General features: G+C 74.2%; 21 protein-coding genes. 11 read left to right on the top strand and 10 right to left on the bottom strand.

What is annotated here, in order from left to right; genetic code table 11:
* The first annotated feature begins 355 nt into the window (after positions 1-355).
* From WMF26_RS22135 to WMF26_RS22125, 3 genes are all read left to right on the top strand, one after another.
* Positions 356-3,760, top strand: a complete 3,405-nt coding sequence (locus WMF26_RS22135) for a hypothetical protein (protein WP_438001949.1) — start codon at positions 356-358, stop codon at positions 3,758-3,760.
* A gap of 203 nt (positions 3,761-3,963) precedes the next feature.
* On the top strand, positions 3,964-5,256 hold the full coding sequence (locus tag WMF26_RS22130) for a hypothetical protein (protein WP_438001948.1): 1,293 nt from the start codon (positions 3,964-3,966) through the stop codon (positions 5,254-5,256).
* Entirely contained in the window at positions 5,256-5,894 is a 639-nt protein-coding gene (locus WMF26_RS22125; RefSeq protein WP_438001947.1) for an ATP-binding cassette domain-containing protein, read from the top strand. Before WMF26_RS22130 ends, WMF26_RS22125 begins: the two co-directional genes overlap by 1 nt.
* A 45-nt stretch (positions 5,895-5,939) precedes the next feature.
* On the opposite strand, the gene WMF26_RS22120 is transcribed toward WMF26_RS22125, so the two are convergent.
* From WMF26_RS22120 to WMF26_RS22105, 4 genes are read right to left on the bottom strand one after another with little or no spacing between them, the layout of a single operon-like run.
* Positions 5,940-6,674: a hypothetical protein gene (locus WMF26_RS22120; RefSeq protein WP_438001946.1), complete on the bottom strand. Its 735-nt coding sequence runs from the start codon at positions 6,672-6,674 to the stop codon at positions 5,940-5,942.
* 9 nt (positions 6,675-6,683) lie between these two features.
* The gene (locus WMF26_RS22115; RefSeq protein ID WP_438001945.1) at positions 6,684-7,436 is read right to left on the bottom strand and encodes a class I SAM-dependent methyltransferase; all 753 of its coding nucleotides are present in this window, start codon (positions 7,434-7,436) and stop codon (positions 6,684-6,686) included.
* On the bottom strand, positions 7,433-8,725 hold the full coding sequence (locus WMF26_RS22110) for an alpha/beta hydrolase (RefSeq protein WP_438001944.1): 1,293 nt from the start codon (positions 8,723-8,725) through the stop codon (positions 7,433-7,435). The genes WMF26_RS22115 and WMF26_RS22110 overlap by 4 nt, the downstream gene beginning before the upstream one ends.
* A gap of 2 nt (positions 8,726-8,727) precedes the next feature.
* Positions 8,728-9,591, bottom strand: a complete 864-nt coding sequence (locus WMF26_RS22105; RefSeq protein ID WP_438001943.1) for a bifunctional 5,10-methylenetetrahydrofolate dehydrogenase/5,10-methenyltetrahydrofolate cyclohydrolase — start codon at positions 9,589-9,591, stop codon at positions 8,728-8,730.
* Positions 9,592-9,742: 151 nt separating this feature from the next.
* Between WMF26_RS22105 and WMF26_RS22100 the strand changes: the two genes are divergently transcribed.
* Together WMF26_RS22100 and WMF26_RS22095 are read left to right on the top strand one after the other, a co-directional pair.
* Positions 9,743-11,119, top strand: a complete 1,377-nt coding sequence (locus tag WMF26_RS22100) for a nicotinate phosphoribosyltransferase (RefSeq protein ID WP_437339010.1) — start codon at positions 9,743-9,745, stop codon at positions 11,117-11,119.
* A gap of 79 nt (positions 11,120-11,198) precedes the next feature.
* Positions 11,199-11,882: a cysteine hydrolase family protein gene (locus WMF26_RS22095; RefSeq protein WP_438001942.1), complete on the top strand. Its 684-nt coding sequence runs from the start codon at positions 11,199-11,201 to the stop codon at positions 11,880-11,882.
* Positions 11,883-11,952: 70 nt separating this feature from the next.
* Here WMF26_RS22095 and WMF26_RS22090 read toward each other — a convergent pair whose 3' ends face one another.
* Complete coding sequence (locus WMF26_RS22090) at positions 11,953-13,959, bottom strand: sensor domain-containing protein (protein WP_438001941.1); 2,007 nt, start codon at positions 13,957-13,959, stop codon at positions 11,953-11,955.
* Between the two features lie 318 nt (positions 13,960-14,277).
* Between WMF26_RS22090 and coaE the strand changes: the two genes are divergently transcribed.
* The 3 genes from coaE to WMF26_RS22075 all read left to right on the top strand — a co-directional run bounded on the left by coaE (position 14,278) and on the right by WMF26_RS22075 (position 17,321).
* Entirely contained in the window at positions 14,278-14,904 is a 627-nt protein-coding gene (gene coaE / locus WMF26_RS22085) for a dephospho-CoA kinase (protein ID WP_061621263.1), read from the top strand.
* A gap of 37 nt (positions 14,905-14,941) precedes the next feature.
* Positions 14,942-16,543 carry a ribonuclease H-like domain-containing protein gene (locus WMF26_RS22080; RefSeq protein ID WP_438001940.1) on the top strand — a complete coding sequence of 534 codons (1,602 nt, stop codon included), beginning with the start codon at positions 14,942-14,944 and terminating at the stop codon, positions 16,541-16,543.
* A 127-nt stretch (positions 16,544-16,670) separates the two neighbouring features.
* The gene (locus tag WMF26_RS22075) at positions 16,671-17,321 is read left to right on the top strand and encodes a DUF72 domain-containing protein (RefSeq protein ID WP_020736395.1); all 651 of its coding nucleotides are present in this window, start codon (positions 16,671-16,673) and stop codon (positions 17,319-17,321) included.
* A gap of 87 nt (positions 17,322-17,408) precedes the next feature.
* Here WMF26_RS22075 and lnt read toward each other — a convergent pair whose 3' ends face one another.
* Positions 17,409-19,109: an apolipoprotein N-acyltransferase gene (gene lnt, locus WMF26_RS22070; RefSeq protein ID WP_438001939.1), complete on the bottom strand. Its 1,701-nt coding sequence runs from the start codon at positions 19,107-19,109 to the stop codon at positions 17,409-17,411.
* A 390-nt stretch (positions 19,110-19,499) separates the two neighbouring features.
* Between lnt and WMF26_RS22065 the strand changes: the two genes are divergently transcribed.
* Positions 19,500-20,762, top strand: a complete 1,263-nt coding sequence (locus WMF26_RS22065; protein ID WP_061629350.1) for a hybrid sensor histidine kinase/response regulator — start codon at positions 19,500-19,502, stop codon at positions 20,760-20,762.
* Between the two features lie 5 nt (positions 20,763-20,767).
* Positions 20,768-21,985, top strand: a complete 1,218-nt coding sequence (locus WMF26_RS22060) for a cysteine desulfurase family protein (RefSeq protein ID WP_438001938.1) — start codon at positions 20,768-20,770, stop codon at positions 21,983-21,985.
* 536 nt (positions 21,986-22,521) lie between these two features.
* Here WMF26_RS22060 and WMF26_RS22055 read toward each other — a convergent pair.
* The 3 genes from WMF26_RS22055 to WMF26_RS22045 are packed head-to-tail and all read right to left on the bottom strand — an operon-like array spanning position 22,522 to position 24,836.
* Entirely contained in the window at positions 22,522-23,268 is a 747-nt protein-coding gene (locus tag WMF26_RS22055; protein ID WP_437339003.1) for a TrmH family RNA methyltransferase, read from the bottom strand.
* Between the two features lies 1 nt (position 23,269).
* Complete coding sequence (gene pyrF, locus WMF26_RS22050) at positions 23,270-24,049, bottom strand: orotidine-5'-phosphate decarboxylase (RefSeq protein ID WP_438001937.1); 780 nt, start codon at positions 24,047-24,049, stop codon at positions 23,270-23,272.
* A 19-nt stretch (positions 24,050-24,068) separates the two neighbouring features.
* Positions 24,069-24,836: a hypothetical protein gene (locus WMF26_RS22045; protein WP_438001936.1), complete on the bottom strand. Its 768-nt coding sequence runs from the start codon at positions 24,834-24,836 to the stop codon at positions 24,069-24,071.
* A 454-nt stretch (positions 24,837-25,290) separates the two neighbouring features.
* On the opposite strand from WMF26_RS22045, the gene WMF26_RS22040 reads away from it, so the two are divergent.
* Complete coding sequence (locus WMF26_RS22040; RefSeq protein WP_437339000.1) at positions 25,291-25,506, top strand: biotin/lipoyl-binding carrier protein; 216 nt, start codon at positions 25,291-25,293, stop codon at positions 25,504-25,506.
* A 70-nt stretch (positions 25,507-25,576) separates the two neighbouring features.
* Here the strand turns inward: WMF26_RS22040 and WMF26_RS22035 are convergent, their stop codons facing one another.
* Entirely contained in the window at positions 25,577-26,599 is a 1,023-nt protein-coding gene (locus WMF26_RS22035; RefSeq protein WP_061629344.1) for an MlaD family protein, read from the bottom strand.
* Positions 26,600-26,738: the final 139 nt, after the last annotated feature.

The following is a 26,738-nucleotide window of genomic DNA, read 5'->3' as shown; positions in this document are numbered from 1 at the left end:
CTGATTTTGGCTCTAACTCGTGAACGCCACGGCGCGGGGGAGGGAGCGACGTCGTTGGTACATCGCGTGCAATTGCTTCGAGGTGAAGACTAGGGCGGCGCTCCTCTGAGCGACGCCGCTTTTCTTACGCGCGCAGCAAGCCGCGGAGATCGCAGACCGCAAGCGATGGCGCCGCCGCCTCTCCCGAGACGGCAGCTCGCCGCCGCCCGCCGGCCGCGCGATCGCCCGGCCGACGCCGGGCGCGCGGGTGTGAGATCGCGCGTCATCGCGCGTCGATGCGGCGGCGGACCGGCTGGTCGCTGCATGGTTGTCATTGTCCTAATTCGAACCTGATCAAGTACGATCGGAGGGATGAATGCGTAGTTATCGTGGACTGGTATCTCTCTTTCTTCTGGGGCTCGGGATGGCGGGCTGCGGCGGCGAGGACACCCCCTCTTCCATCGCGGCTCCCGCCAGCAACCCCCCCCAGGCGGCCAAGACGTACGGCCGCGAGGTGAAGGGCGGCCGTGTGCACCAGGGCAGGGACATCGCCCTTCCGGCCACGCGCTCGCTGAACGCGGCCGACGTGCTGCCGCTGGTGAAGGACGAGCTGAAGATCGCGCTCGGCCCGCTCACCGCGAGCGACTTCGAGACCGCGAGCCAGCATGTCGAGCGCACTCCGGCCCGCGCCACCCTCAGCCATGTGAGCTACCGTCAGGTCCGCGACGGCGTGCCGATCTTCGGCACGTACCTGAACCTGACCCTGCGCGCCGACCGGAACGGCGGGAGCAAGCTGGCGGCGTCGAGCCACCACCTCTACCAGGACGCCGCCGTCGACACGGAGGACAAGGTCGGCGAGGAGCGCGCGAACGCGCTCGCCCGGACGGTCCTGCGCGCGCAGCCGGACGCGCGCGTGGCGAAGGCCGAGCGGGTGATCCGCCCGATCGCGGGCGCGCTCCAGATGGTCTGGGACGTCAGCCTCGCCGGCCGCCACGAGCGCGTGCTCGTGATCGCCAACGGCCCCTCCGCCGGCCGGGTCCTCACGATCGACGACCGCGTGTTCGAGGTCGTGAGCGGCTCGGTGTCCGGCTTCACGGTGAGCGGCGGCGCCCCGGGCGCGTCCGGCGGCACCGTCGCGCAGACGAGCCTCCCGCACGCGCGCGTCACGGGCCCCGGGACCCTCGTCCACGCCGACGCCGCGGGGGCCTTCAGCCTCGACGTGCCGCTCGGCTCGCCCCTCCAGGCGACGCTGAACGGCCGCGCGGCGACGGTCCAGAACGTGTCGGGGCCGAACCTCGTGGCCGCCGCCGCGGCGGCCCCGGGGGTCGGCCTCGTGTTCTCGTCGGCCGGCGCGAGCGAGCAGGAGATCGCGCAGACCACCGCCTATCGCTACGTGGACGCGGCGCGCTCGTTCCTCGAGGCGAACGGCCTCGCGCCGGACGCCCTCGGCGAGCCGCTGCCGACCAACGTCAACCTGAACGACTTCTGCAACGCGTACTACGATCCTGGCGCGATCAGCATCAACTTCTTCCTGTCGGGCGGCGGCTGCAACAACTCCGCGATCGACAGCGTGATCGCCCACGAGTACGGCCACTTCGTCGACGATCGGTTCGGCGGGATCTACGACGGCGGTCTGTCGGAGGGGTGGGGCGACACGCTGGCTTGCCTGCTGCTCAAGGACCCGCTCGTCGGCGGGGGGATCACCGACGACGGCGGGCTGATCCGCACGTGCGACAACGATTACGTGTATCCGCCGGGCGGCTGGGACGAGGCGCACAGCCTCGGGCAGTCGTGGGCCGGCTTCGTGTGGCACGCCCGCGCCAACCTGATCGGCGAGCTTGGCGAGGCGGCCGGCGACGCGCTCGCCCGCGCCCTGGTGCTGCCCTCCTTCCCGTCGAACGCGCCCGACATCCCGACGGCCGTGCGCGAGGTGTTCCTGCGCGACGACGACGACGGCAACCTGGAGAACGGGACGCTCCACTGGGGCGCCCTCTGGGCTTCCGCCCAGCTGCACGGGCTGACCTTCGCGCTCACCACCGACGTCACGCCGCCGGGGCAGGTCACGGATCTGACCGCGATCGACGCCGGGGCCACGTCGGCGGTCGTGCAGTTCACCTCTCCCGGCGACGACGGGCTCGAGGGCACGCCGACGGCGTACGAGATCCGCTGGTCGCTGTACCCGATGGACGACAGCAACTTCGCCTCCGCGAAGCTGACGTCGGCGCCGCCGGCGCAGCCGGCCGGCTGGCTGGTGCAGGCGCAGGTCGAGGGCTTGCCGCCCTCCGCGACCGTGTACGTCGCCATGCGCGCCGTCGACGAGGCGGGCAACGTCGGGCCCGTGTCGAACAACGTCCAGGTCACGACCGAGGGCGGCCTCGTTGTGTACTCGGAGGGCTTCGAGGGCGACTCGGGCGGCTGGAGCTCCGACGGCCTGTGGCACATCACCACGCGCCGCGCGTCCGAGGGCGAGCGGTCGTTCTGGTACGGCCTCGAGGACACCGGCACCTACGACACGGGCACGTGGAACGCGGGCACGCTGACGCTGCCGGTCATCGATCTCACCGGCGTGTCGAGCCCGTTCCTCGTCGTCGACCAGTTCATCCAGGTCGAGGGCGGCCTGTACTACGACGCGGCGACCATCGTCGTGACCGACATCGACGATCCCGGCAACGTGGCGGTGTTCCCGAGGACGACCTCGTGGACGAACGGCACGTTCGAGCCGCGCTTCGAGTCGCTGGCGGGCTTCGCGGATCGGCGCATCACCATCGCGTTCAGCTTCGACACGATCGACGGCGCCATCAACGACCTCGAGGGCTGGTACATCGACAACGTGCGCGTCATCGGCGAGGAGACGACCTCCTGCGCGCACAGGAAGTGCGAGGAGGGCGGCGCGCTCGACCCGGCCTGCGACCCGTGCGTCGCGTCGATCTGCCAGCTGGATCCGTACTGCTGCGACGGCGCGTGGGACAGCGCGTGCGTGAACGAGGTCGCGTCGATCTGCGGCGAGACCTGCGAGGTCGCCACCTGCGGCGACGGCGTGTGCGGCGAGGGCGAGGACTGCGGCAGCTGCTCGCTGGACTGCGGGTCGTGCCCGACCTGCGAGCACGAGGTCTGCGACCCGGGCGCGCCGCTCGACCCGGCGTGCGACCCGTGCGCTCAGGCGGTGTGCGCGGCGGATCCGTACTGCTGCTCCAACGAGTGGGATCGGGTGTGCGTCGAGCAGGCCGCGAACACCTGCGGCGTCGTGTGCCAGGACGCCTGCGCGCACGACCTGTGCTCGCCCGGGGGCGCGCTCGATGCGCAGTGCGACCCGTGCGCTCAGGCGGTGTGCGCGGCGGATCCGTACTGCTGCAACAACTCGTGGGATCGCGCGTGCGTCGAGCAGGCCGCGAACACCTGCGGGCTGACCTGCACGCAAGCGTGCAGCCACGACCTGTGCTCGGCGGGCGAGGGGCTCGACCCGTCGTGCGATCCGTGCGCGAGCGCGGTGTGCGCGGCGGATCCGTACTGCTGCAACAACGCGTGGGACGCGCGCTGCGTGGACCAGGCGGCGTCGGCGTGCGGCCTCTCCTGCGGCTGCAGCCACGACGTGTGCGACACCGGCGTCGCGCTCGACGCTGGGTGCGACTGGTGCGTCTCGGAGGTCTGCGCGCAGGATCCGTACTGCTGCAACAACGCGTGGGACGACCGCTGCGTCGGCACGGCGAACAACGTCTGCGGCCTGACCTGCTCGTTCGACGCCAGGGCGGCCGCGCTCCCGCGCGAGCCCGCCCGCCGGTGAGGTCGGCGCCGGGGCCGCGCCGCGGCCCCGGCCGGCCTGCCGGCGCGGCCGGCGCGGCCGGGGCCTCCGATCCGGATCCATCCCCGTAGAACATCGTCGCAGCGAGGGGGCCGTGTGCCCCCTCGCTGCGTTCGTGCGCGGCGCTGCCCTGGTCGCATTTCCGGTGGGAAGAGCCCGCCCGCCGCGGGTACAAAGCACCTGACGTGCTGCGCCGCTTCGCCCTCGTCCTGCGCGTCCTGGTCTCGACGGCCGGCAAGGACGCCTTCGCCCGCGCCATGCCGCTCTACATGGGGCTCGGCGTGGTCGGCGCGGTCGTGTTCGGCGGCAACGGGATGCACCCCGCCCAGCTCACCGGCCTCGCGGGCGAGTCGCTCCCGTTCCGGCTCGCGCTGTGGGCGGCGTGGCTGCTCGTCGGGACGCCCGCGGCGCGCGCGCTGCTCCGCGCCCCGGCGACCTTCTTCCTCCGCGCGCTGCCGGTCCCGCGCCTCCAGCTGCTCGCCGCGCACGCGCTGCTGCTCGCCGTCGCCGAGCTCCCCTGGGCGCTGCTCTGGGCGGTCGGCGCCGGCCCGCTCGCCGGCTGCGCCGCCTGCGCCGCCGCGCTCGCGGCGCACGGCATGCTCGTCGCGCGGCCGCGCGGCGGCCGCGAGCTCGCGGCGCTCGCGCTGCTCGCCATCGCGATCTTGCTCGCGGCGCCGGCGCCGCTCCTGCTCGCGTGCGCCGCGCCCGCGCTCGCCTTCGGGCTCCGCGCCGCCGTCGTCCGCGCGCCGGAGGTCCCGCCCGGCCGCGAGCTCCCGCTCATCCCGCGGGCCGCGCCCGCCCGCGGCGGCGCGCCCCTCGCGCTCTCGCTCGCCTACGTGGCGGCGCTCGGGCGCGGCCATCGCGCGGTGCTCCTGCGCGGCGGCGCGCTCACGCTGATCGGCGCGCTCGCCGCGGCGGCGTGGGCGCGGAGCAGCGAGCCGGTCGAGGACGCGTCGCTCGCCGGCGCGTCGCTCGTCGCGCTCGCGCCGTTCGCGCTCTGCGCGGGCGCCGGCTTCTCCGGCCCGGTGCTGCGCGAGGAGCGGCGGATCGCGTGGCTCCTCGACGCCTGCGGCGCGTCGGCCCCGCTCCGGGCGGTCGCCGCCGCCGCCGCGGTGGCCGCGCCGCTTGCCGCCCTCGGGCTCGCGCACGGGGCGGCGGTCGCCGCGCTCACCCGCGCGGCGCCCCTCGCGGCGCTGCGCCTGCTCGGCGGCGCGGGCCTCGCGGGGCTGCTCCTGTCCGGGGTCGCGCTCGGCTGCGTGCGCTGGTCCGTGCGGCAGGACGGCCGCGACAGCAGCCGGGTGCTCCTCTCGGTGCTCGCCGCCGTCGTCGCGGCGACCGTGGCCGCGTGGATGCTGGACGAGATCGCCCTCGCGGCCTGGGCCCCGGCGGCCGCGCTGCTCGCGGGGCCCGCCGGCGCGCGCTGGCCCGCGCCGCGCGGCGCGCGCGGCGCCAGGGCAGGGGAGAGGAGGGCGGGGTGATGCTCGAGGCGACGGGGATCCACAAGCGGCTCGCGGGCAGGGACGTGCTCTCGGGCGTCGACCTCCGCTGCGGGCCCTCGGACGTGGCCGTGGTGATGGGCGGCAACGGCGCCGGCAAATCGACCTTGCTGCGGATCGTCGCCGGGCTGCTGGAGCCCGATCGCGGCGCCGTCGTCCTCGGCGGCGATCCGGTCCACGGCGGCGGCGTCGCGGCGCGGCGCCGGCTGGGGTACGCGCCCGACGCCATCGAGGCGCTGCCCGACCTGCAGGTCTGCGAGCTCGTCGCCCTCGTGGCGGCGCTCAAGCAGGCGCCGCCGCTCGATCGCGCGTGGGTCGAGCGGATCGGCGCCGGCTCGTTCTTTCGTCAGCGCCTCTCCGGGCTGTCGTTCGGGCAGCGCAAGCGCGCGCTCCTGCTCGCCGCGCTCGTCGGCGACCCGTGGCTGCTCGTGCTCGACGAGCCGACGAACGGGCTCGATGAAGTCGGCGCGCGCGTGGTGCTGGACCTCATCGCGGAGCGCCGCGCCGGGGGGAAGGCGACCTTGCTCACGACGAACGATCCGGCGCTCGCGTCGGCGCTCGGCGATCGGCCGCGCTGGCTGAGCGAGGGGCGGCTCGGCGCGCCCGGGGTCGCGCCTTGAGGTGGACGCCGATGGCGTGATCCCGGCGCAGGGCGCTCGCGACCTCTACCGGGGCGGTCGCGGGCAGAGCTGCTTCTTCAGCTCGTCCATCCCCGCTGCGCCCTTCACCGCCATCGAAGCCAGCCGCTCGACCTTGGGCGCGAAGGAGCAGTCGACAGGCTCGTTCGGCGCCTGGTCCAGCAGCGATCCGACCTTGTCGGAGGGGCCCTCCGCGCTCTTCCTCGTGCAGAGGATCGGGCTGCCCTGGTGGTAGTAGTACCTGCGCTGCACGAGGAGCGTCTTCGGGGGCTCGCCGAAGGGGAACGCATCGTTGAGGGCGAAGATGAGCCGGCCGCGATCGTAATAGAACTGGTAGGTGGACCCGGCGTCTCCCGCGGCGATGTCCTTCAGCACGGCCTTCGAGACAGCGCCGTTCTTCTGGTGCAGCCGGACCTCGGCGCTCCCCTCGCCACCCGAGCACTCCATGCGAAGATCGCTCGTCTGCAGGCCTTTGTCCGCCTGGATCTCCGCGTATTTCTTCCGGATTTCATCGATCCGAGGGTCGCCCGACGCCTCCGGGGCGGCGCCCTGGTGCTCGGCGTCCGCCGCCGCGTCGGGGGCCGCCGTGCTCGGCGTTGGCTGGGCGGTCGCCGGGGCGGCGGCCGCGGCCGCGGGCGGCGAAGCGCCGTGCTCGCCGCCAGTCGCTGCAGCTGCGCCCGACGGGGAAGCAGGCGCCGTGGCGCCGCGCCCGCAGCCGGCGGCGAGCAGGACGCCCGCGAAGATCATCGCCAATCGACTCATGATGAGGCCCTATTCTCCATCGTGGGTTGAATCCACCGCGGCGCCCCCGGAGAGCGGGAGCAGCCGCAGCACCCGCGCCTCGCGCGTCTCGCGCCCCTCCAGATCGAGCGACGTCGGGACAAGGCAACGCGCGAGCTCCTCGACGCCTTCCGAGGGGCAGTAGGCGCGCCCCGGATCGCCGACGAGCACGTCCGCCGGCCCCGCGGCCTGCCGCCGCAGCCAGGGGAGCATCCGGTCGACCATCGCGCGCTCGTAGAAGATGTCGCCCGCCACGATGACGTCCCACGCGCCGCGGGCGGCGCTCGCCGTGAGATCCTCCGCGATCACGTCGACGGCGACGCCGTTCTGGGCCGCGTTCAGCGCGATCGCGGCGGCGGCGAACGGGTCGATGTCGGCGGCGCTCACGCGCGCGGCGCCGGCGAGGACCGCGGCGATCGCGACGATGCCGCCGCCGGCGGCGAGGTCGAGCACGCGCTTGCCCGCGACCGCGGCGGGGCGATCGAGCAGGTACCGCGCGAGCGCCTGCCCGCCGGCCCACGCGAACGCCCAGTACGGCGGCGGCACGCCCGCGCGCGCGAGCGCCGCCTCGGTCGCGTGCCAGAGCGGCGTGACCTCGGTCGCGAGGTGGAGCCTCACCTCGGGGACGAGCGGCGGGCTGGCCACGGCGGTCTCGCGCGCCACGAACGCCGCGGCGCTCCCGGCAGGGGAGAGGGCCACGGCAGGCCCGCGGGGCTCCGGCGCCGGCTCGAGATCCCGCGTCACAGCGCCTCGAAGATCCGGAGCGGCTCGGCCACGCGCGCGGCCCACGCCGCCTCGTCGTGCCCGGCCCCCGGGTGCCATGCGTAGAACACGCTCTCGCCCTCCACGTACGGCGACCGCGCCCCCGCGAGCGCGCCGCGCAGCTGGCGGTTCTCGCAGTAGTTGTCGGCCGCCGCCGGGTCGTCGTCCTCGATGCCGTCGCCGTCGTCGTCCACGCAGTCCCCGCCGCCGCCCGAGTCCAGGTAGAGCGCCGCCGCCGGCTCGGCGTGCGCGGCGTACCGCTCGATCATCGTCTCGTGGCGCACGCCCGCCCCGATGCTGCCCCAGCCCATGGTGCCGGACAGGCTCGCGGCGAACGCGTACTCGCCCCGGTGGCGATCGGCGGCGTGGAAGCTGATGAGCCCCCCGAGCGACGAGCCCATGATCCCGACCGGACCCGGCTCGCCGTAGCGCGCCCGGATCAGGGGCCGGACCGTGTCGCGCACGAAGTCGGCGTACGCGTCGCCCATCCCGCCGATCAGCGCGCCGCCGTCCTCGATGCGATCCGTGACGTGGGTGTACTCGGAGAGGCGCGCCGCGGTGCTGTCGATGCCAACGAGGAGCACCCCGGGCGGCGCGTGATCCTGCAGGTGCCAGCCGCCCGCCGGGCCCGCTGGATCGAAGAGGTTCTGGCCGTCGTGAACGTAGAGGACGCGCTCCACGTCCCCCTCCGGGACCCACACGCGCACGGTGCGCGGCTCCATCGCCGCGTCGCCCACGCCGAAATGGCGCTCGAGGTGCGCCGCGCTGGGCGCGACGAGGCTCATCTCGCCGAAGGCGTCGTAGGTGATCGCGCGCGACCAGGGATCGGCCGCCCACGCGGTGCGGTCCGTGAGCTTGTAGCGAGCGCCCGCGGGCACGTTCAGCACGATCCAGTGGAAGCCGGCGTCGCTCGTCATCTCGGTGCCGGTCCACCCGTCGTGATCGCCCGCGATCAGGCGCAGGCTCGCGCTCGTCGAGACGAAGAGAACCCCGCCGTCCACCGGGACGGGCCAGCCGGTCCGCGCGGCGTGCGCGAGCAGCGCCGCGTCGCGGTCTTCCCGCAGCTCGTCGAGGATCGCCTCGACCGAGGTCCCGCTCTCGACCGAGGTCTCGCTCGCGCCGCCGCCGTGCCCACCGACGCCCGCGCTCGCGGCGCTGGACGCGCGCGGCGCGCCGCCGGCCTCCGCGGCGTCTCCGCAGCCGGCCAGCGCGGCGAGCCCCGCGACCGCCGCCGCCCGTCCCATCGCCGCGAGCCAGCCCGGCGCCGCCACGGCTACCGCTTCGCGACCCGCGCTTCCGCCGCGCGCAGCGTCGTCTCCAGCAGCGAGGCGATCGTCATCGGGCCGACGCCGCCCGGCACCGGCGTGATCCAGCCGGCGCGCTCCCTGGCGGCCTCGAAATCGACGTCGCCCACGAGCTTGCCCGCGTCGTCGCGGTTCGTGCCGGCGTCGATCACCGCGGCGCCCTCCTTGATCCAGTCGCCCCGGATGAGCTTCGCCTTGCCGACGTCGGCGACGACGATGTCGGCCTCGCGGCAGAGCGCCGGCAGATCGCGCGTGTCGGCGTGGGCGACCGCGACCGTCGCGCCCTGCGCGAGCAGCAGCAGCGCCACCGGCCTGCCCACGAGGTCGCTCGGGCCGACGACCACGGCGCGGGCGCCGGCCAGCTTTACGCCCGCCTCGGCGAGCAGGCGCATGCAGCCGGCCGGCGTGGCCGGCGCGAGCCCACCCGGTCGCCCGAGCGCGAGCAGGCCCGCGTTCACCGGGTGGAGGCCGTCGACGTCCTTCGCGGGATCGACGGCGTCGAGCGCGGCGTGCTCGCGGAGGTGCCGCGGCAGCGGCAGCTGGACGAGGATCCCGTCGACCGTGTCGTCCGCGTTGAGCTCCGCGATGCGCGCGAGCAGCTCCGCCTCGGTCGTGTCGACGGGGAGCGCGCGGAGCCGGCCTCGCATGCCGACCTCGTTCGACATCCGCTCCTTGCTCCGCGTGTAGCTCACGCTGGCCGGGTCCTCGCCGACGAGCACCACCTCGAGGCCGGGGGGCCGGCCGTGGGCGGCCGCGAAGCGCGCCACCCCCTCTCGCACCTCGTCGCGGACCTTCTGAGCGATCGCCTTGCCGTCCAGGATCTTCGCTGCCACGGCCGCGGAGCTTAGATCAGCCGCGGCCGCCCCGGGGGCGCGGCCCGCACGGCCCCCGCGCCGGCCTGCCTGGCGCGGCGCGCGGCGACCGATACGTCCGCGGCGCGATCTTCAGGTTGACCCGTCCGTCCAGCGTCTTTAGCCATGAACGGTGGACGCGCTGCACACCGACCTCTACCAGCTGACGATGGCCGCGGGGTACTTCCACCGCGGCATGGCCTCGCGCGTCGCGACGTGCGAGCTCTTCGTGCGGCGGCTGCCCAGGCACCGGCGCTTCCTCGTCGCGATGGGCCTGGAGCGCGCCGTGCGCTACCTCGAAGGGCTCCGCTTCACCGACGAGCAGATCGCCTATCTGCGCGGGCTCCCCGCCCTCGCGGACGCGATGACGCCGGCGTTCTGCAGCTACCTGCGCGACTTCCGCTTCCGCGGCGACGTCTGGGCCGTCCCCGAGGGGACCGTGTTCTTCCCGAACGAGCCGCTGCTGCGCGTCACCGCGCCGATCATCGAGGCGCAGCTCATCGAGACGTTCGCGCTGTCCGCCGTCAACTACGCCACCGCGATCGCGTCGAAGGCCGCGCGCATCGTGCTGGCCGCCGGCGACGCGGGGGTCATGGAGTTCGGCACCCGGAGGGCCCACCCGGAGGCGGCGGTCGACGCGGCGCGGGCCGCGTACGCGGTCGGCTGCGTCGGCACCTCGAACGTCGAAGCCGGAATGCGCTTCGGCATCCCGGTGCTCGGGACGGCCGCGCACATGTGGACCATGGCCCACCCGACCGAGGAGGCCGCGTTCGAGGGCTACGTCGCCGTCTTCCCGAACGCGGCGATCCTGCTCATCGACACGTACGACACGCTCGTCGGCGCCGCGCGCGCCGCCGCGGTCGCGCGCGACAAGCTGAAGGGGGTGCGCATCGACTCCGGCGACCTCGCCGCGCTCAGCGTGGCCGTGCGGAAGATCCTCGACGACGCCGGGTGCGCGTCGGCGAAGATCGTGGCCTCGGGCGATCTCAACGAGCACCGCATCGCCGAGCTCCGGCGCGCCGGGGCGCCCATCGACCTCTACGGCGTCGGGACGGACCTCGTGACGTCGATCGACGCGCCCTCGCTGGGCGGCGTCTACAAGCTCGTGGAGATCGGCGGCGCCGAGGCGGGCGCCGGCGGCGAGCGCACGCCCATCGCGAAGTTCTCGGAAGGGAAGGCGACGCTGCCCGGCGCGCACCAGGTGCACCGCTTCCGCGACCCGGCCGGCAAGCTCGCCCGCGACGTCATCGCGCTCGACGGCGAGCCCGCGGCTCCCGGGGCCGAGCCGCTGCTCGCGCCCGTGATGAGGCGCGGCGCCCGGGTCGCGCCGCCCGAGGGGCTCGACGCCGTCCGGGCGCGGGTGCGCGCCGAGATCGCCGGCCTGCCGGACGCGCTGCGGCGCATCGACGACGACCCCGCGCCGGGCGCGCCCTTCGCGGCCGAGGTGTCGCCGCGGCTCGGCGCGCTGGTCGAGGCGGTGCGCGCCCGCGTCGTCGCCGGCGCAGGATAGCGACGGCGAGCGGCCCGCCGCGCGGCGAGGCCGCGGCGCGGCGCGCGCCTTTCGAGGGGAACGCGAGAGGAGAGAGGACATGGCGAGCAGCGATCCGACCCGGCAATCTCCGCACCCGAGGGTGTTCGTCGACGTCGACGTGCAGCGCGACTTCTGCGAGGAGACCGGCGCGCTCTACGTGAAGGGCTCGCCGAACGCGCTGTTCCGGCGGCTCACCGCGCACGCCGTCGCGCGCGGGATCCCGATCGTCGGCTCGGTCGACTCGCACGCGTGGGACGCGTGGGAGTTCGGGTCGAACGACACCCCGGCGCCCGAGGGCGAAAAGCCGGGCTTCCCCGACCACTGCGTGAAGGGGACGCCGGGCTGGCTCAAGGTCGAGGGGACGCTGCCGCCGCGCTTCCGCTTCCTGCCGAACGTCGCGGAGGCGCCGATCGACGCCGCGGTGCGCGAGCTCGCGACGGGCAAGACCCACGCGGTCTACTTCGAGAAGGAGGTCTACAGCCTGTTCGCGAACCCCCTCGCCGAGGGCTTCCTGCGCGACCTCGCCGCGGCGCTCGGCGGCGCGCCGGAGCTCGTCGTCTACGGCGTCGCGACCGACTACTGCGTCCGCGCCGCCGCCCTCGGGCTCGTCCAGCGCGGCTACCGCACGACGGTCCTGACCGACGCCGTCGCCGGCATCACCGAGGCCGGCGTCGCCGCCGCGCTCGCCGAGATGCGGGCCGCCGGCGTCGCCCTCGCGACCTCGTCGGCCGTGCTCGCCTGACGCCGTCGCGCGGCCGGCGAGGACCGCCGGGGCGCCCGCGGCGGTCGTCGACGACCCGCGCGCGGCGCCGTCAGCGGCCCTGCGGCGCGCCGCCGGTCGGGTCCGGATCGCTCGGGTCGCCCTGGGCCCGCAGCGACGCGCAGAGGTCGACGAGCGGCTGCGGCTTGTCGAAGTGCCACCCCTGCGCGTAGTGGATGCCCATCGACGTGAGCAGATCGGCGATCTCCTGGTTCTCGACCTGCTCGGCGACGGTCTTGATGCCGAGCGTGTCGCCGATGCGGTGCACCGACTCCACGATCGCGCGGTGGAGCGTGTTGTCCTGCAGGTCGCGCACGAACATGCCGTCGATCTTCACGTAGTCGACCGGCAGGCTCTCCAGGTAGCCGTACGACGCGTGCCCGCTGCCGAAGTCGTCGATCGCGAACCGGCACCCCATGGCGCCGAGCTCCTGCATGAACCAGAGCACCTCGCCGAGGTTGGCGAGCGCCGCCGTCTCGGTGATCTCGAAGCAGATCTTGCTCGGCGGCACCTGCGCCCGGTGCAGCTGCTCGACGAGGAAGTCGAGCAGGCCCTCGCGCAGGAGCGACACGCCCGACAGGTTGATCGAGCACGTGTCGAGGCGGCGCAGCGCGTGCTGCGGCAGCGCGCCGATCAGCCGGAACGCCTGCCGCGCGACGTAGCGATCGATGACGTGGATGAGGCCGCTCTGCTCCGCCGCCTGGATGATGCCGACCGGCGAGTAGAACCGGCCGTCCTCGCCGAGCTGCCGCACGAGCACCTCGAAGTGCGCGCCGCGCGGGGTGTGGGGCGCGCCCGGCTTCACGAGCGGGTGGATGCCCTGCGAGTAGAGCCGGAGCCGCCCCTCGGCGAGGTGGCGCTGCAGGCTCGCGACCCACTGCATCGAGCGCCGGCTCGTCGTCATCTGCTGGTCGTCGAGGTAGACCTGCAGCCGCCCGCGCCCGTTCTCCTTCGCGATCCGGCACGCGTGATCGGCGGCGCCGAGCACGTCGACCGCGCGCTCGAAGTGGGGCGTCAGCACCACGAGCCCGATGCTCGCGCCGATCGAGAACGTCTTCTCCGCCCACCCGAACCGGAACTCGAGCAGGCAGATCTGCAGATCGCGCGCGATGCGCTCCGCCTCGCGCTCGCTCTTGTCCGCGAGCAGGAGGACGAACTCGTCGCCGCCGATCCGCCCGGCCGCGTCCTTCGGCCCGACGATCTCGTGCACGCGCGTCGCGACCCACTGGAGCAGGTCGTCCCCCGCCTCGTGGCCGCACGTCGCGTTGACGAGCCGGAAGCGATCGAGGTCGATGTAACAGAGCGCGTACGGCGTCCCGGTCTTCCGGCAGTCGTTCAGCGCCTCCTCGATGCGATCGATGATCGCGTACCGATCGAGGAGGCGCGTGAGCGCGTCGTAGCGGGGCTTGGCCGGGTGGATCGGCAGGGGCCCCGGCGCGCCGAGCTCGCGGAACAGGATGATCTGCCCGGGCGGCGGCGGCGGCTTCGAGTCGCGGTGGCCCTCGCGCGCGGGCCGCGCGGCGACCGTGCCGATCGTGTGGAGGATCGGGATCACGGAGCCGTCGCGGCGCTCGAGCAGCGCGGTGTACCGCGCCGGCGGCCGGCTCGCCGCGGCCGCCTCGGGCGCGGCGAGCGGCGCGCCCGGCGTGCGCAGCGCGCCCTCGTCGATGATCACCGGCGAGAGCGGCACCACGGGCTCGCGCCGCGGCGTGAGCCCGGGCGACGGCGGCGCGGGCTTCGCGGGCGTGCCCTCGTCGAACAGCTCGTTCATCTCGCCGACGTCGATGTCCGGATCTCCGCTCGTCGTGCCCGCCGCCGGGATCAGGCGGAGCACGCGATCGAGCAGCGCGCCGCGCGCCTCGACGATCGACCAGCCGGTCAGCCGCTCCGCCGCGCCGTTGCAGCGCACGATGCGCTGCTCGGCGTCGACCTCGATCAGGCCGACGTCGACCTCGGACAGCCACGCAGCAAGCTGTTTGTCCGGCGAGCCGCGGTGCGCGTCCGAGCGATCGAACGCGGCGTGCAGGCTCGACTCCGGCCGGTCATCGATCTTTGCCACCACCCCGTTATGGTAGTTGTATTCCCGGAGAAGCGGACTTCTTAAGCGCCGACGGCGCGGAAACTCGACGGCCACGGCCCCCCGCTGGGGTAGGCTCGGGTCATGGGTGGTCACGAGGAGAGCAGGCGCTCCCGGCCGGGGCTCGGCGTCGGCGCCGCCATCGTTTCCCCGGCGTTGCGGCGATCCGTCGATCTCCAGCGGAAAAATTCCGGTCACCGGCCGGCGAGAGCCGGTGCTGACGCGATGCGTTGTGGCGGTGTGCCGGGGTGGGATGGCGGTGTGGGAGCGCGGATCGCTCCCGGCGGGGGGTGAAGCTCGATGGGGCTCGTCCTGTTCGGGCTCACCGGCGGCCTCGGGTCCGGCAAGAGCACGGTGGCGGCGCGGTTTCGCGCGCAGGGGCTCCCGGTGATCGACGCCGACGCGCTCGCCCGCGACGTGGTGGCGAAGGGGACCGAGGGGCTCGCCGAGGTGGTCCGCGCCTTCGGTCCGGAGGTGCTCGCGCCGGACGGCTCGCTCGATCGCGCGCGCGTCGCCGCGATCGTCTTCGACGATCCGGACAAGCGCCGGCGGCTGAACGCGATCGTGCACCCCCGCATCGGGGCGCTCCTCCTGGAGCGCGCCGCCGAGATCGAGGCGCGGGGCGAGCCGCTCGCGTGCTACGAGGCGGCGCTCCTCGTCGAGAACGGGCTCGCCGACGCGTTCCGCCCGCTCGTGGTCGTCGCGGTGCCGGAGGCGGTCCAGATCGCGCGCGCGATGGCGCGGGACGGCGCGACCGAGGAGCAGGTGCGCGCCCGGCTCGCCGCGCAGCTCCCGCTCGCCGACAAGGTCGCGGTCGCCGACCACGTCATCGACAACGCCGGCGATCGCGCCGCGACCGAGCGCCAGGCCGACGAGGTGCTCGCCGCGATCCGGGCGAAGCTCGGCCGCGCCGGACCACTGACTTGATGCGCAGTGCCCGGCGTGGAAGTCTCGCGGCCGGCCGATGACGTCGTTCAAGTCGAAGCTCGCGCGGCTCGGGCCGCTCCCGGCGGAGCGGCGGGGCAGCGCGCCGCTCGCCCCCGCGCCGGCGCTCGCCCGCGATGCCGCCGCGGCGGACGACCGCGCGTCCGCCCCTCCGCCCGCGCCGCCGGCTCCTCCGCCGGTCCTCTGCGAGGCGGACGCCGTCGGCGCGGTCCCGGCCGCCGGCGGCGCGGTCCTGGCGGTGGCCGCGCCGGCCGAGGCGGCGCGGCCGCGGCCGGCGGCGCCGGGCGCGCCCGCGGGGGGCGGCGCTCGGCCGTCGCTCGACGAGCTGCGCGATCGCATCTCCCGCATCGTCGCCCGGGGCGCGCCGCCGACGCCGCGGGCCGATCCGGCGCGCGGCGAGCTCCCGTTCCACGTCGAGCAGACGCCCGGCGGGCCGCTCTACGTGAGCCGCACCCGCTCGCTCGCGGCGGCCCGCGTCGGCCGCGCGCCGCTCGTCGCCGCGCGCGACGCCGACCCGGCGATGCTCGCGCTGCTCGCGCTCGATCCCGCGCTCGCCGGCTGCGACGTGCGGAGGGCGCTGTTCCTCGACACCGAGACCACGGGCCTCGCCGGCGGCACGGGCACCGTGCCGTTCCTGATCGGCCTCGCCTGGTTCGACCCCGGGGCGGCGAGCGCGGGCCCGCTCGGCGAGCCCTCGTCCGACGGCTTCGTCATGGAGCAGCTCCTCCTGCGCCGCCTCGGCGAGGAGGAGCCGATCCTGCGCCGCCTCGCCGAGCGCCTCGAAGGCGCCTCGATGATCATCACGTACAACGGCAAGGCGTTCGACATGCCGCTCCTGCGCACGCGCTACGTGATGAACCGCCTGCCGCCGCCGCCGGAGCTGCCGCACCTCGACCTCGTCCACGTCGCCCGCCGCATCCACAAGGCCCGGCTGAAGACGCGCACGCTGATCGCCCTGGAGCACGACGTGCTCGGCCGGGTGCGCGTCGGGGACGTGCCCGGCGGCGAGATCGTCGCGTGCTACGCCCACTTCCTGCGCACCGGCGACGAGGAGGCGCTGCTCGGCGTCGTCGAGCACAACGCGGCCGACGTGCTCGCGATGGTCGCGCTGGTCGGCCTCTACGGCGAGCCGCTCGGCAGCCTCGCCGCCGGCGATCTCGCCGGCGTGGCGGCCACGCTGCGGAGGGCGGGCGCGCTCGAGCGCGCGGCCGAGCTCGCGGACGCGGCCGTCGAGCGCGGCGGCGGCGCGGCGGCGCGCCGCGCGCGCGGCGACATCGCGAAGGCGCGCGGGGACAAGGCGCGGGCGCTCTCGGACTACGAGGCGCTCGCCGCCGAGATCGACGACCCCGCGGTGCGCCTCGAGCTGGCGAAGCTCTACGAGCACCACGTGCGCGCCTTCGCCCGCGCCCTCGACCTGGCCGACCTGGGCACCGCCGAGCCCGAGCCCGCGCAGGCGCGCCGCCGAGCCCGGCTGCGGCGGAAGCTCGATCGCGCGACCGGCGGCGCCGCCGCGCTGGCGCTGCCGTTCGAGCGCGCCGTGGCCGGCGGAGCGGACGGAGCGCGGCCGTGCGCCCAGCCCGCCGCCGCGCCCGAGCGCGAGGGCCGCGAGGGGAAAGAGTGAGCGGGCCCTCACCCGGGAACCTGCGGCGCGGGCCCCCGGGTGGGGGCCAGGTAGGTGGGACGGGGCCGATCGAGAAATCCATCGGTCCGGCTTCTCGCCGGCGCGCGCGTGGGCTAGGGTGGGGGCGATGATTACCGTCGGCTGCGCCGGTTTCCCCGTCCCAGCGACGCGCTATTTCCGCGAGTTCATGTTCGTGGAGGTGCAGGAGACCCACGTGTCCCTCCCGGGACCTGGAACGATCCGGCGCTGGCGGCGCGAAGCTCCGGTCGGCTTTCGTTTCGCCCTGCTCGGTCCGCGCGAGATCGGGCAGGAGGGCTTCCGGGACGGCAAGGTCATCGAGACGGCGCTGAAGAGCATCGAGGCCGTGGCGGACGAGCTCGAGGCGAAGAGCGCCGTCTTCGTCGGTCCCCCGGAGTTCACGCCGACGCGCGCGAACAAGGCGATCCTGCGCGACTTCCTGGTCAACGTGAAGAAGCGCTTCGAGCGCGTCGTCTTCGAGCCGCCCCCGGGGTGGGATCCGGACGAGAGCGACGAGCTCACCCAGGAGGTCGGCGCCCTGGCCGCGCGCGATCCGCTGACCGCGGGGCTCTCGCGGCTGAAGGTGGCCTACTACCGCCTGCACGGCCCGGCGGGGCACAAGTCGCGCTACGAGGACCCGGCGATCGAGCGGCTCGCGGAGATCGCGCGCGGCGCGAAGCACGACGACGCGACGTACGTGTTCACGAACGTCGACATGTTCGCCGACGCGAAGCGCTTCAAGAAGGCGATGAAGATCTGACGCGGGCGCGCCGCCCGCGGCGCGGCCCAGCGCGCCGCGCGGCGCCGTGGCGGTGAGGCTCAGCGCGCGGCGCCGCGGTGGTGAGGCTCAGCGCGCGGCGCTGCGGAGGCGCCAGCGCTCCGGCCGCGTGAACAGCGCCATCGCGGCGCTCACGGCCGCGGCGACGTACCACGGGATGTCCTGCACGGTCCCGTAGACGGTCCGCGCGCGCATGAACCGCGCCTCGCCGAGCAGCGTCTGCTCCTTGAAGGTGTCGCTGTGCACGACGACCCGGCCGACCGGGTCGACGATCGCGGAGACGCCGCTGTTCGTGGCGCGCACGAGGTAGCGGCGGTGCTCGATGGAGCGCATCTTCGCGAGCGCGAGGTGGATCCACGGCTCCGTCGTGTCGCCGAACCAGGCGTCGTTCGTGAGGTTGACGAGCAGATCGGGGTCGCCCGCGGCGACGAGCTTGTTCACGAAGTGCGGCAGGATGTCCTCGTAGCAGATCATCGCAGCGAGCCGGTGGCCGTCCCACTCGAGCGGGGCGAGCGACGTGCCCGGGCTGAAGCGGCCCGAGTTCGGCGACAGCGTGTAGAGGTACGGGACCGTCTCGCCGAGCGGGAGGTACTCCCCGAACGCGAGCAGGTACTGCTTGTCGTAGCGCCCGAGGATCTCGCCCCCCTCGCCGGCCATCAGCGCCGTGTTGAAGCTCACGCCGCGCTCGTTCCGATCGGCCGGGAGCCGGTGGATGACCGTGCCGACCACGGTGGGGACGCCGAGGCGGCTCGTGAGCGACCGCTGGACGTCGTTCTTGTACGACGATTCGCGGAACGCCTGCGGCACGCCGGCCTCGCTCCACACGACGAGCCCCGCGCCCTGCTTCGCGAGCGCCCGGGTGCGGTCCACGTGGATCTTGAGCGCGTTCCGCCGGTCGAAGAGCGCGAGGTTCGGCTGGACGATCCCGATCTTGATCGGCTCGGCCGCGGCGGCGGCCGCGTCCACGGCGCGCATGCGGATCACGCCGTACACGGCCGCGAGGGCGGGGGCCGCGACGCCCACCGCGACGACCGCGCGGCGGAGCGGGCGGCCGGTTCGTGGGCCGGCGCCGCCGCCCGCGCGCGGCGCGCGATCGAGCCGGAAGGTCACCAGCTCGGCGATGGCGAGGTTGGCGGCGACAAGCACCAGCCCGACGAGGTAGGGGCCGCCGAGATCCGCGACCTGGCCCATGACCGGCGCGTTGTGGACCGAGGCGCCGTAGTACCAGGGGAAGAGCAGCGGATACACGAGCTCGCTCGTCACGAACGCGAGCGCGAACGCCACGGCGCCTGGCCATCCGCGCGCCTCGGCCCGCCCGTAGAGCCAGCCGCAGAGGGCGATCCGTCCGGCCTGGTAGGCGCAGAGGATGGCCATGAAGAGCGCGCAGAGGATCGTGGGGAATCCGCTGAACACCCGCAGCATCTCGAGCAGCCAGTAGAAGCCGGTCATCGTCATGACGAAGCCGGCGATCCAGCCGAGCAGCGCCGCGCGCCCCGGCGTCTGCCCGCGCAGCGCCACGATCAGCGGGACGAGGCCGAAGAACGAGATCGGCCAGAGGTCCATCCCCGGAAACCCGAGGAAGTAGAACAGGCCGCTGAGCGCCGCGAGCCCGTAGGAGAGGCGCGCGGGCAGCGGACGCGCCGCGGCGCCGGCGCTCTCGCGCGGCGCGCCCGCGCCGGGAGGCGCTTCCGGCCGAGGGAGGTTTCCGGCCTCTCCGCCGCCGACGCCTGCGCCGGCGGCCTCGCTCTCTCGCTGGTGCGTGGTCGTCATCGGGAGCGCCGGGGGAACCGGGGGGAGGCGAAGCAGGGCGCCGCCGTGACGGCGCGGTCGAACTTGAAGGAGCCGAGCATGGCGGCCCCCGTATTGGATGGGCGCCGCCGCTCGTCAACCCGCTCGGCACGCGGCGGCAGCCCGCTCGGCGCGCGGCTGGCAACCCGCTCAGCGCGCGCCTGGCAACCCGCTCAGCGCGCGCCTGGCACCCGTTGCGCGCGGGCCGCCGACGGGCTCAGCGAGCGCGAAAGAACAAGCTCGTTGCAAGCGAGCGCCCCAAGCGGACGAACCGGGCCCGGATCGCGCCGGCGCGCCTGGTCACGCGGTGGAAAGTAGCGCAGAACGTGCCTGAACCCCGCCGTTCGTGACTACTATCCGCACGCAGAGCCCATGTCGAAGATACTTCACATCGAGGACGATCCCGCGAACCGCCTGCTCGTCCGCAAGCTGCTCCAGAGCGCAGGCTACGAGGTCCTCGAGGCCGCCGACGGGCTCGAAGGGGTGCGCCTCGCCTGCGCGCACCGCCCGGACCTCGTCCTCGTCGATCTGAACATCCCCGGCCTCGACGGGTTCGAGGTCACGCTGCGCCTGCGCGGCGAGGCGTCGCTCGCCGGCGTCCCGATCGTGGCGATCACCGCCGAGGGCGACCGGGACACGAGCCTTGCGGTCGGCTGCGACGGCTTCCTCCAGAAGCCGATCGACGCGCGCTCCTTCTCGGCCGTCATCGCCCGCTACCTCAGCGGCGCGCGCGAGGAGCTCCCCGCGTCGCAGGGGCCGCTCCGGCTGCGCGAGCAGAGCCAGCGCATCGTCGCCCACCTCGAGCAGAAGGTGGCCGAGCTCTCGCGCGCCAACGCCCGGCTGCGCGAGCTCGACGCCGCGCGCACCGAGTTCTACCGCAACATCTCGCACGAGCTCGCGACCCCGATGACCCCGATCGTCGGGTACGTGAAGCTGCTCGCCGACGAGGAGCTCGGCCCGCTCAACAAGGCGCAGAAGAAGGCGCTGCTCGCGATGGAGGACTGCGTGCGCAGGCTCCGGTCGCTGATCGACAACCTGCTCGACGTGACCGGCATCGAGACGGGCCGGATGCGCTTCATGCACTCGGAGTACGACTTCCTCGACACCACGCGGCGCGCCCTCGCGCAGGTGGCCGACCGCTTCGCCGAGGGGAAGGTCCAGCTCGTCGAGGATCTCCCGCGCGGCCCGCTGCCCGCCTGGGGCGACGCGGGCCGGCTGCAGCGGGCGATGATCCAGCTGTTCGAGAACGCCGCGAAGTTCACGCCGGCCGGCGGCACCGCGGGCGTGCGGGTCAGCGTGCTCCAGTCGGGGCACTACGAGCTCTGCGTCGCGGACACGGGGCCCGGGGTCAAGGCCGACCGCCAGCCGCGCATCTTCGAGCCGTTCTACCAGGTCGACGGCTCGGCCACGCGCGCCTACGGCGGCGTCGGCGTCGGGCTCGCGATCGCGCGGCGCACCGCCCGCGGGCTCGGCGGCGACGTGCGCGTCGTCTCGCCGAGCAACGAGGTCATCGAGGGCGAGTCGCTCACCGGAGCCGCGTTCTACCTGACGGTCGCCCGGCGGGCGCCGCTCCAGGACGACGGCAGCTCGCCGGGCCGGCTCGGCCCGCCCTCGTCGCCGCCCATCGATTCGTAGGCCGGATGCGCCCTGCCTCCAGCGTCATCTACCTCGACTGGAACGCCACGACGCCGCCGCACCCCGAGGTCCTCGCGGCCATGCAGGCCGCCGCCGAGGTGGCCTGGGCCAACCCGGCGAGCGTGCACGGGCCGGGGCGGCGGGCGCGCGCGTTCATCGAGCAGGCGCGGGAGGCGGTCGCCCGGCTCACCGGCTTCGACGCGCGCGACGTGACCCTCACCTCGGGCGGGACCGAGGCCAACAACCTCGCGCTCCTGCACGCCTTCGGCGACGAGGCAGGCGCGGCAGGCGCGGCCGGCGTGCCGGCGCCGGGGCGGCTCCACGGCGCGCTCGTGGTCTCGCGGATCGAGCACCCGTCGGTGACCCGCGCCGCGGAGGGGCTCGCCGGCCGCGGCGTGCACGTCGCCTGGGTCGATCCCGAGCCGTCCGGCCGGGTCGCGCCGGAGGCGATCGCCGCAGCCATCGACCGGGCGGCGGCGGTCGCGCCGGTGCGGCTCGTCAGCCTCCAGGCGGTGAACCACGAGACGGGGGTCGTCCAGCCGGTCGCCGAGGCCGCGGCGATCGTCCACGCCCGCGGGGCGCGGCTCCACGTCGACGCCGTCCAGGCGGTGGGGCGCCTGCCGCCCGAGGCGTGGGCCGGGGCGGATCTCGTGTCGGTCGCGGCCCACAAGATCCGCGGCCCGAAGGGGATCGGCGCCCTCGCGGCGCGGCCCGGCATCCGGCTCCGGCCCGTCCTGCTCGGCGGCGCGCAGGAGCGCGGGCTGCGGCCCGGGACGCAGGACCCGGTGGCCGCGGCCGGCTTCGCCGTCGCCGCCCGTCGAGCGCTCGGCGCCCCCGCCCGCTACGCGGCGCTCGCCCCGCTCCGCGATCGCCTCGAGGCCGAGCTCACCCAGGTTGGGCGCGCCGCCGGCGCTTCGCCGGTCCGCAACGGGGAGGGCGCGCGCGCCCCCCACGTCACGAACCTCTCCTGGCCCGGCTGGCGCGGCGACGAGCTCTGCGCCGCGCTCGACCTCGAGGGCGTCGCCGTGTCCAGCGGCGCGGCCTGCAGCGCCGGGACCGCCGAGCCGTCCCCGGTCCTCACGGCGATGCTCGGACCCGAGCGCGCGGCCTCCGCCGTGCGCTTCTCGATCGGCGAGGACACGACCGAAGCCGACGTGGTCGAGGCCGCGCGCCGCGTGGCCCGCGTGCTCTCCCGCCTCCGGTCGCTTCCAGCCGGAAGCTGAGCCGATCCAGCCGCTTACCGAGAGCCCGTCGATTCTTGAACCATCCCTCGAGCCATTCCGGATTACCGCGCAGAAAAGGGTGAGTCCACAGGGGTAAACCCTCGCAGCGACTCAACTTTTTGAGGGGGGTGTGGATTCTTTTTGTCGATCCATTGAATGGATTGAATCGGCCGTCCTGCTGCGAGCCTGTTCAGCGATGGACCCCCTGCTCGAAACCGCTTCAGGTGTTCCGCTTATCTATGCAAATTTGTTGATCATTTTTCTGAATTCAGGAATGAACTGACGGCGCTTCCTGACGACCTCGCAGCGCGCGTTGCGCCGAGCCCAGCCCCATTGCGCGGGATCGAGCGCTCCAGGTCCCCTCGGGAATGGCCTACGGCGCCGGCCTTACGATCGCGCAGCGCACGCGCCGTGGGTCCGCCGGGCAGGGCGCGGGCGAGGCGACGTGCGCTCGCGCGGGCGAGGCGACGTGCGCTCGCGCGGGCGAGGCGACGTGCGCTCGCGCGGGCGAGGCGACGATCGCTTTCGGCCTCGGGCTACGCGCGGGGCGCGCGGCGCTGCCGGACGACCTCGTAGAGCGCGATCGCGCCGGCGACCGAGGCGTTCAGCGAGGAGATGGGGCCGGTCATGGGGAGCCGGGCCACGTGCTGGCAGACGCGGCGGACCGAGCGGCGCGTGCCCTTGTCCTCGGCGCCGATCACGATCGCGACCGGGCCGGTCAGGGGCAGCTCGCCGAGCTCGACCGGGCCCTGCGCGTCGAGCGCGATCGCGGCGACACCCCGGGCGGCGAGCGACTCCAGCGCGTCGGGCAAGGAGCGGACACGGCAGAGCCTCGCGTGCTCGATCGCGCCGGCGGACGCGCGGAACGTCGCCGGCGTGAGCGGCGCCGAGCTGTGCTCGGGCCACAGGATCGCCCGCGCGCCGAGGGCGACGGCGCTGCGGATCACCGCGCCGAAATTCTGGGGGTCCATCACGCCGTCGAGCGCCACCGTGATCGTACCGACGCCGGGCTGGCCCTCCTCGACGACCGGGATCGCGTCGACCCCGACGATCTGGAGCTCGGGCGCCGACGCGACGGCGCCCTGGTGGCGGCCGCCGGCGCTGCGGCGATCGAGCTCGCCGCGCGGCGCGCGCTCGGTCGGGATGCCCTGGCCCTCCGCGAGGCGCGCGAGCGCGTCGAGCTTCGGGCCGCCGTCGCGCTGGACGAGGACCCAGCCGATCCGAGCGCCGTGCGCGCGGATCGCCTCCCGGACGGGCTGGAGACCGTAGACGAGTCGGCTCACGTCAGCGCGGAGGGTGGAGCGTGTGCGCGATCTCCTGGACGATGGAGCGCGCCGTGGCGAGCGGATCGGCCGCGTCGCGGATCGGCCGGCCGACCACCAGGAGATCGGCGCCGGCCGAGATCGCGGCCGAGGGCGTGGCGATGCGCTTCTGATCGTCGGCGCGCGCGCCGTCCTGCCCGGGGCCGAGGCGGATGCCCGGCGTCACGATGAGCTCGCCACGCCCGAGCGCCTCCCGCAGCGCCGGCACCTCCTGCGGCGAGGCGACGAACCCGTGGATGCCGGCGTCGCGCGCGAGCTGCGCCAGCCGCACCACGTGCTCCGACGCGCTCCCCTGGATGCCCTGCGCGGCCAGATCGCCCGCGTCGAGCGACGTGAGCACGGTGACGGCGAGGAGGATCAGATCCTGGGAGCGCGCCGCCTCCTGGGCCGCGCGCCGCAGCATCTCGGCGCCGCCGGCCGCGTGCACGGTCAGGTAGCGGACGCCGTGCGCGGCGGCGCTCGACACCGCGCGGGCCACCGTCTCGGGTATGTCGTGCAGCTTCAGATCGAGGAAGACGTCGAGGCCGAGCGACCTGCCGATCTCGATCGCGGCCGGCCCCTCGCGGACGAACAGCTCCAGGCCGACCTTGAGCACGCCGACGGAGGGGGCGACGCGGGTCGCCGCCGCCCGGGCCTCGTCGAGGGTCGCGAAGTCGAGCGGGAAGACGAGCCTGCGGCGCGCCTCGTCGAGCGAGCTGCCGCCGAGGCTCGTCCTCTGCCTGACGTAGCCGGTGTTCGTCATGCGGTGACCCCGTCCCCGATCAGAAGCAGCTGCAGAGCGGATCGCCAGGGGCGCAGGTGCAGGGTTTGCTGTTGCCGCCGCTCGCCGGCTGGCCGCCGGACGGCCGCACGCCGCCGCCTCCGCCGCCGCGGCGCAGCTGCTCCTGCTTCTGCTGCTCGGCCTCGAGCTGCTTCTGCAGGGCGAGGCGGGTCGCCTCGTCCTTCGCGCTCGCGAGCTGGTCGCGGAGCCCCGACATCTTGGACTCGGACTCCTTCATCTGCGCCTCGAGCCGCTTGTTCGCCTCCTCGAGCTCGCGGGCGCGCGCGGCCTCGGCGGCGATGCGCGCCTCGTTCTCCTGGGACGACTTGACCGCGGCGATGGTGATGCCGCCGATCACCAGCACGCTGGCGACGGCGCCGCCGATGAGGAGCTTGCGCAGCTTCTTCTTCGACTCGTCCTGCTGCAGCGCCGCGAGGGAGCGCTCGTGGTGCTGCTGCGCCGCCATCGCCTCGAGCCGCGCCTTCTGCTCGGCCTCGACGCGCGCCTTCTCGATCTCGGCCTGCCGGATCGCCTCGAGCCGCGCAGCCTCCTCGCGGGCGCGCCGCTCCTCGTTGCGGCGGCGCTCCTCCTCGGTGCGGAGGCGCAGCTCCTCGGCCTCGCGCGCGGCGCGCTCCGCCTCGACCCGCGCCTTCTCGGCGGCGGCGGCGGCGGCGGCCTTCTGGGCCTCTTCGGTCTTGATGCGATCCTCCTCGAGGTTCATCAGCTCCTTGAGCGAGAACAGGACCGAGCTTTCCTTCTGTTCCGACATGACCTCGTGGCTCCTTCGATCGAGCGCGTGCGGTTGGGCTACCTAGGGGCGGTGCGGAGAACCTGCAGGTCGCCCCGGGTGAGGGCACCGAGCAAGACGATTCTGACCCGCAGCGCGGCTTTCACGCAAATCTTCGCGATCACCGCGACCCTCGCGATGTCGAGGAACCGCGGGGCCGCCGGCCAGATTATCGCCGTGGCGCACGGCAGGTACCAGCGGAAATCGCAGCGCTCCGTCCCTTCCACGCTTCCACGCCCTCGACGTCCGTTGTCCGCGCACCTGTGTACCCGCGCCGCCGCGCGCACCCGCGCCGCCGAGCGACCTGTACCGTCCAGAGAGGGCCGGCGGACACGCTCGGGCCGGGAACGCCCGACACAGCGCCTCCCGAGGTCGCGGCGCCGCGCGCCACGGTCCCGTTGGATTCTCGGCGGCTCTCCGGTAGGTTCGCGCGCCCATGGCAAAAGTCATCAAGGCGCACATCACCGGTACCGTGTGGAAGATCGAGGTCAAGCCGGGCGACAGGGTCGAAGAGGGGACCGTCGTCGTCATCCTCGAGTCCATGAAGATGGAGATGCCCGTCGAGGCCGAGGACGAGGGGACGGTCGAGGAGATCCTCGTCACCGAGGGGGCCGCGGTCACCGAAGGCGCCCCGCTGATCAAGCTGGCCTGACCGCCCGGGCCGGCCGGCGTCCGCGCTTTCGCGGACTTGCCCGCCGCCTCCGAGAGGGCGCGGCGGGCGCTCACTCGCGCCAGAAGAACTTCCAGGGGTTGTGCTTGAGGTCGCGGGCGAGCTCCTGGAGGTCGTCGAACAGCTGCTCGTCCATCACCAGCGCGCCCACCGTCCCCTTGCCGCGCTTGACGTGGGCGAGGACCTCCTGGGCGTCGGCGGTCGCCGACCTCGCCCTGCCCGCGATCTCGGCGATGTCGTCGAGCGTCTTCCGGATCTTCGCCTGCTCCGGCTCGCCGCCCACCGTGGTGGACAGCCGGCGCGCGTTGGCCAGCGTCTCGCGCGCGTCCGCCATGAGCGGCGGCAGATCGCGCGCGGCCGTGCTGCTCACCTGATCGGCGTTCGCGAGGATCCGGTCGATCTGCGGGTTGTTCACGTACTTCTGCCGGGCGTCCTTCACGAGATCGGTGCCGTCGAGGCTGATCTGCTCGACGTTCTCGGCGATGCGATCGAGCCGGTCCTGGTTCCGGTGCATGAAGTCGCCGGTGCCCTTCAGCGTCTTCCGGAGCCCGTCGAACGCCTCGCCGACCTCCTCCCGGTGCTCGCGCATCGCCGTGACGGTCGCGTGCAGCAGCTCGTATCCCTCGGCGAGGAGCATGTCGAGGCGCGGCGGATCCAGCCCCCGGACGACCGCGTTCGCCGGGAGCACCGGCCGATCGGTCGAGCCCGGCTCGATCGCGAGGAACTGCTCGCCGAGCACGCCCTGCGTCGTGACGTAAAACGTGGCGTTGTCGTGGATGCTCTGCTGGTAACGTTCCTCGACGCGCAGCTGGATGCGCACGAGCGGCTCGCGGCGGCCGTCCTTGCCGACCTGGCCGCCGCGGAAGTGGATCTCGCTGAGCTTGCCGACCTCGACCCCGGCGATCTTCACCGGCGCCCCGGTCTGGAGGCCGCCCGGGTTGTCGAACTCGACGTAGATCGAGTACTTCGGCTGGAAGTTGACCCCGCCCATCACGAGGATGAACGTGGCGAGGAGCCCGATCGCCGTGAGTATGAGGATCCCGACTTTGACCTCGATCGATCGCGGGCTTGCCATGGGTGCTTCATCTTGTCCGATCTTGCGGCAGAAGGTGAGGGAAATAGGCCGGGATCCAGCCGTGCGTGCCTCCTCGCCTGTGACGCATTGTTTCCGGCGCGCGTCGTGACGCTTCGCGCTGCCTTTGCCCTGACGCAAC

Source organism: Sorangium sp. So ce185 (assembly GCF_051526825.1).
Classification (GTDB): domain Bacteria; phylum Myxococcota_A; class Polyangia; order Polyangiales; family Polyangiaceae; genus Sorangium; species Sorangium cellulosum_D.
The sequence above is the reverse complement of the archived record's forward strand: the minus strand, read 5'-3'. Positions and strand labels throughout refer to the sequence as shown.

Coding starts and splice junctions, on each gene's coding strand:
- WMF26_RS22135 (WP_438001949.1), top strand. CDS start 356: ATGCGTAGTTATCGTGGACTGGTATCTCTCTTTCTTCTGGGGCTCGGG.
- WMF26_RS22125 (WP_438001947.1), top strand. CDS start 5,256: ATGCTCGAGGCGACGGGGATCCACAAGCGGCTCGCGGGCAGGGACGTG.
- WMF26_RS22120 (WP_438001946.1), bottom strand. CDS start 6,674: ATGAGTCGATTGGCGATGATCTTCGCGGGCGTCCTGCTCGCCGCCGGC.
- WMF26_RS22095 (WP_438001942.1), top strand. CDS start 11,199: ATGGCGAGCAGCGATCCGACCCGGCAATCTCCGCACCCGAGGGTGTTC.
- coaE (WP_061621263.1), top strand. CDS start 14,278: ATGGGGCTCGTCCTGTTCGGGCTCACCGGCGGCCTCGGGTCCGGCAAG.
- WMF26_RS22080 (WP_438001940.1), top strand. CDS start 14,942: ATGACGTCGTTCAAGTCGAAGCTCGCGCGGCTCGGGCCGCTCCCGGCG.
- WMF26_RS22075 (WP_020736395.1), top strand. CDS start 16,671: ATGATTACCGTCGGCTGCGCCGGTTTCCCCGTCCCAGCGACGCGCTAT.
- lnt (WP_438001939.1), bottom strand. CDS start 19,109: ATGACGACCACGCACCAGCGAGAGAGCGAGGCCGCCGGCGCAGGCGTC.
- WMF26_RS22065 (WP_061629350.1), top strand. CDS start 19,500: ATGTCGAAGATACTTCACATCGAGGACGATCCCGCGAACCGCCTGCTC.
- WMF26_RS22060 (WP_438001938.1), top strand. CDS start 20,768: ATGCGCCCTGCCTCCAGCGTCATCTACCTCGACTGGAACGCCACGACG.
- pyrF (WP_438001937.1), bottom strand. CDS start 24,049: ATGACGAACACCGGCTACGTCAGGCAGAGGACGAGCCTCGGCGGCAGC.
- WMF26_RS22045 (WP_438001936.1), bottom strand. CDS start 24,836: ATGTCGGAACAGAAGGAAAGCTCGGTCCTGTTCTCGCTCAAGGAGCTG.
- WMF26_RS22040 (WP_437339000.1), top strand. CDS start 25,291: ATGGCAAAAGTCATCAAGGCGCACATCACCGGTACCGTGTGGAAGATC.
- WMF26_RS22035 (WP_061629344.1), bottom strand. CDS start 26,599: ATGGCAAGCCCGCGATCGATCGAGGTCAAAGTCGGGATCCTCATACTC.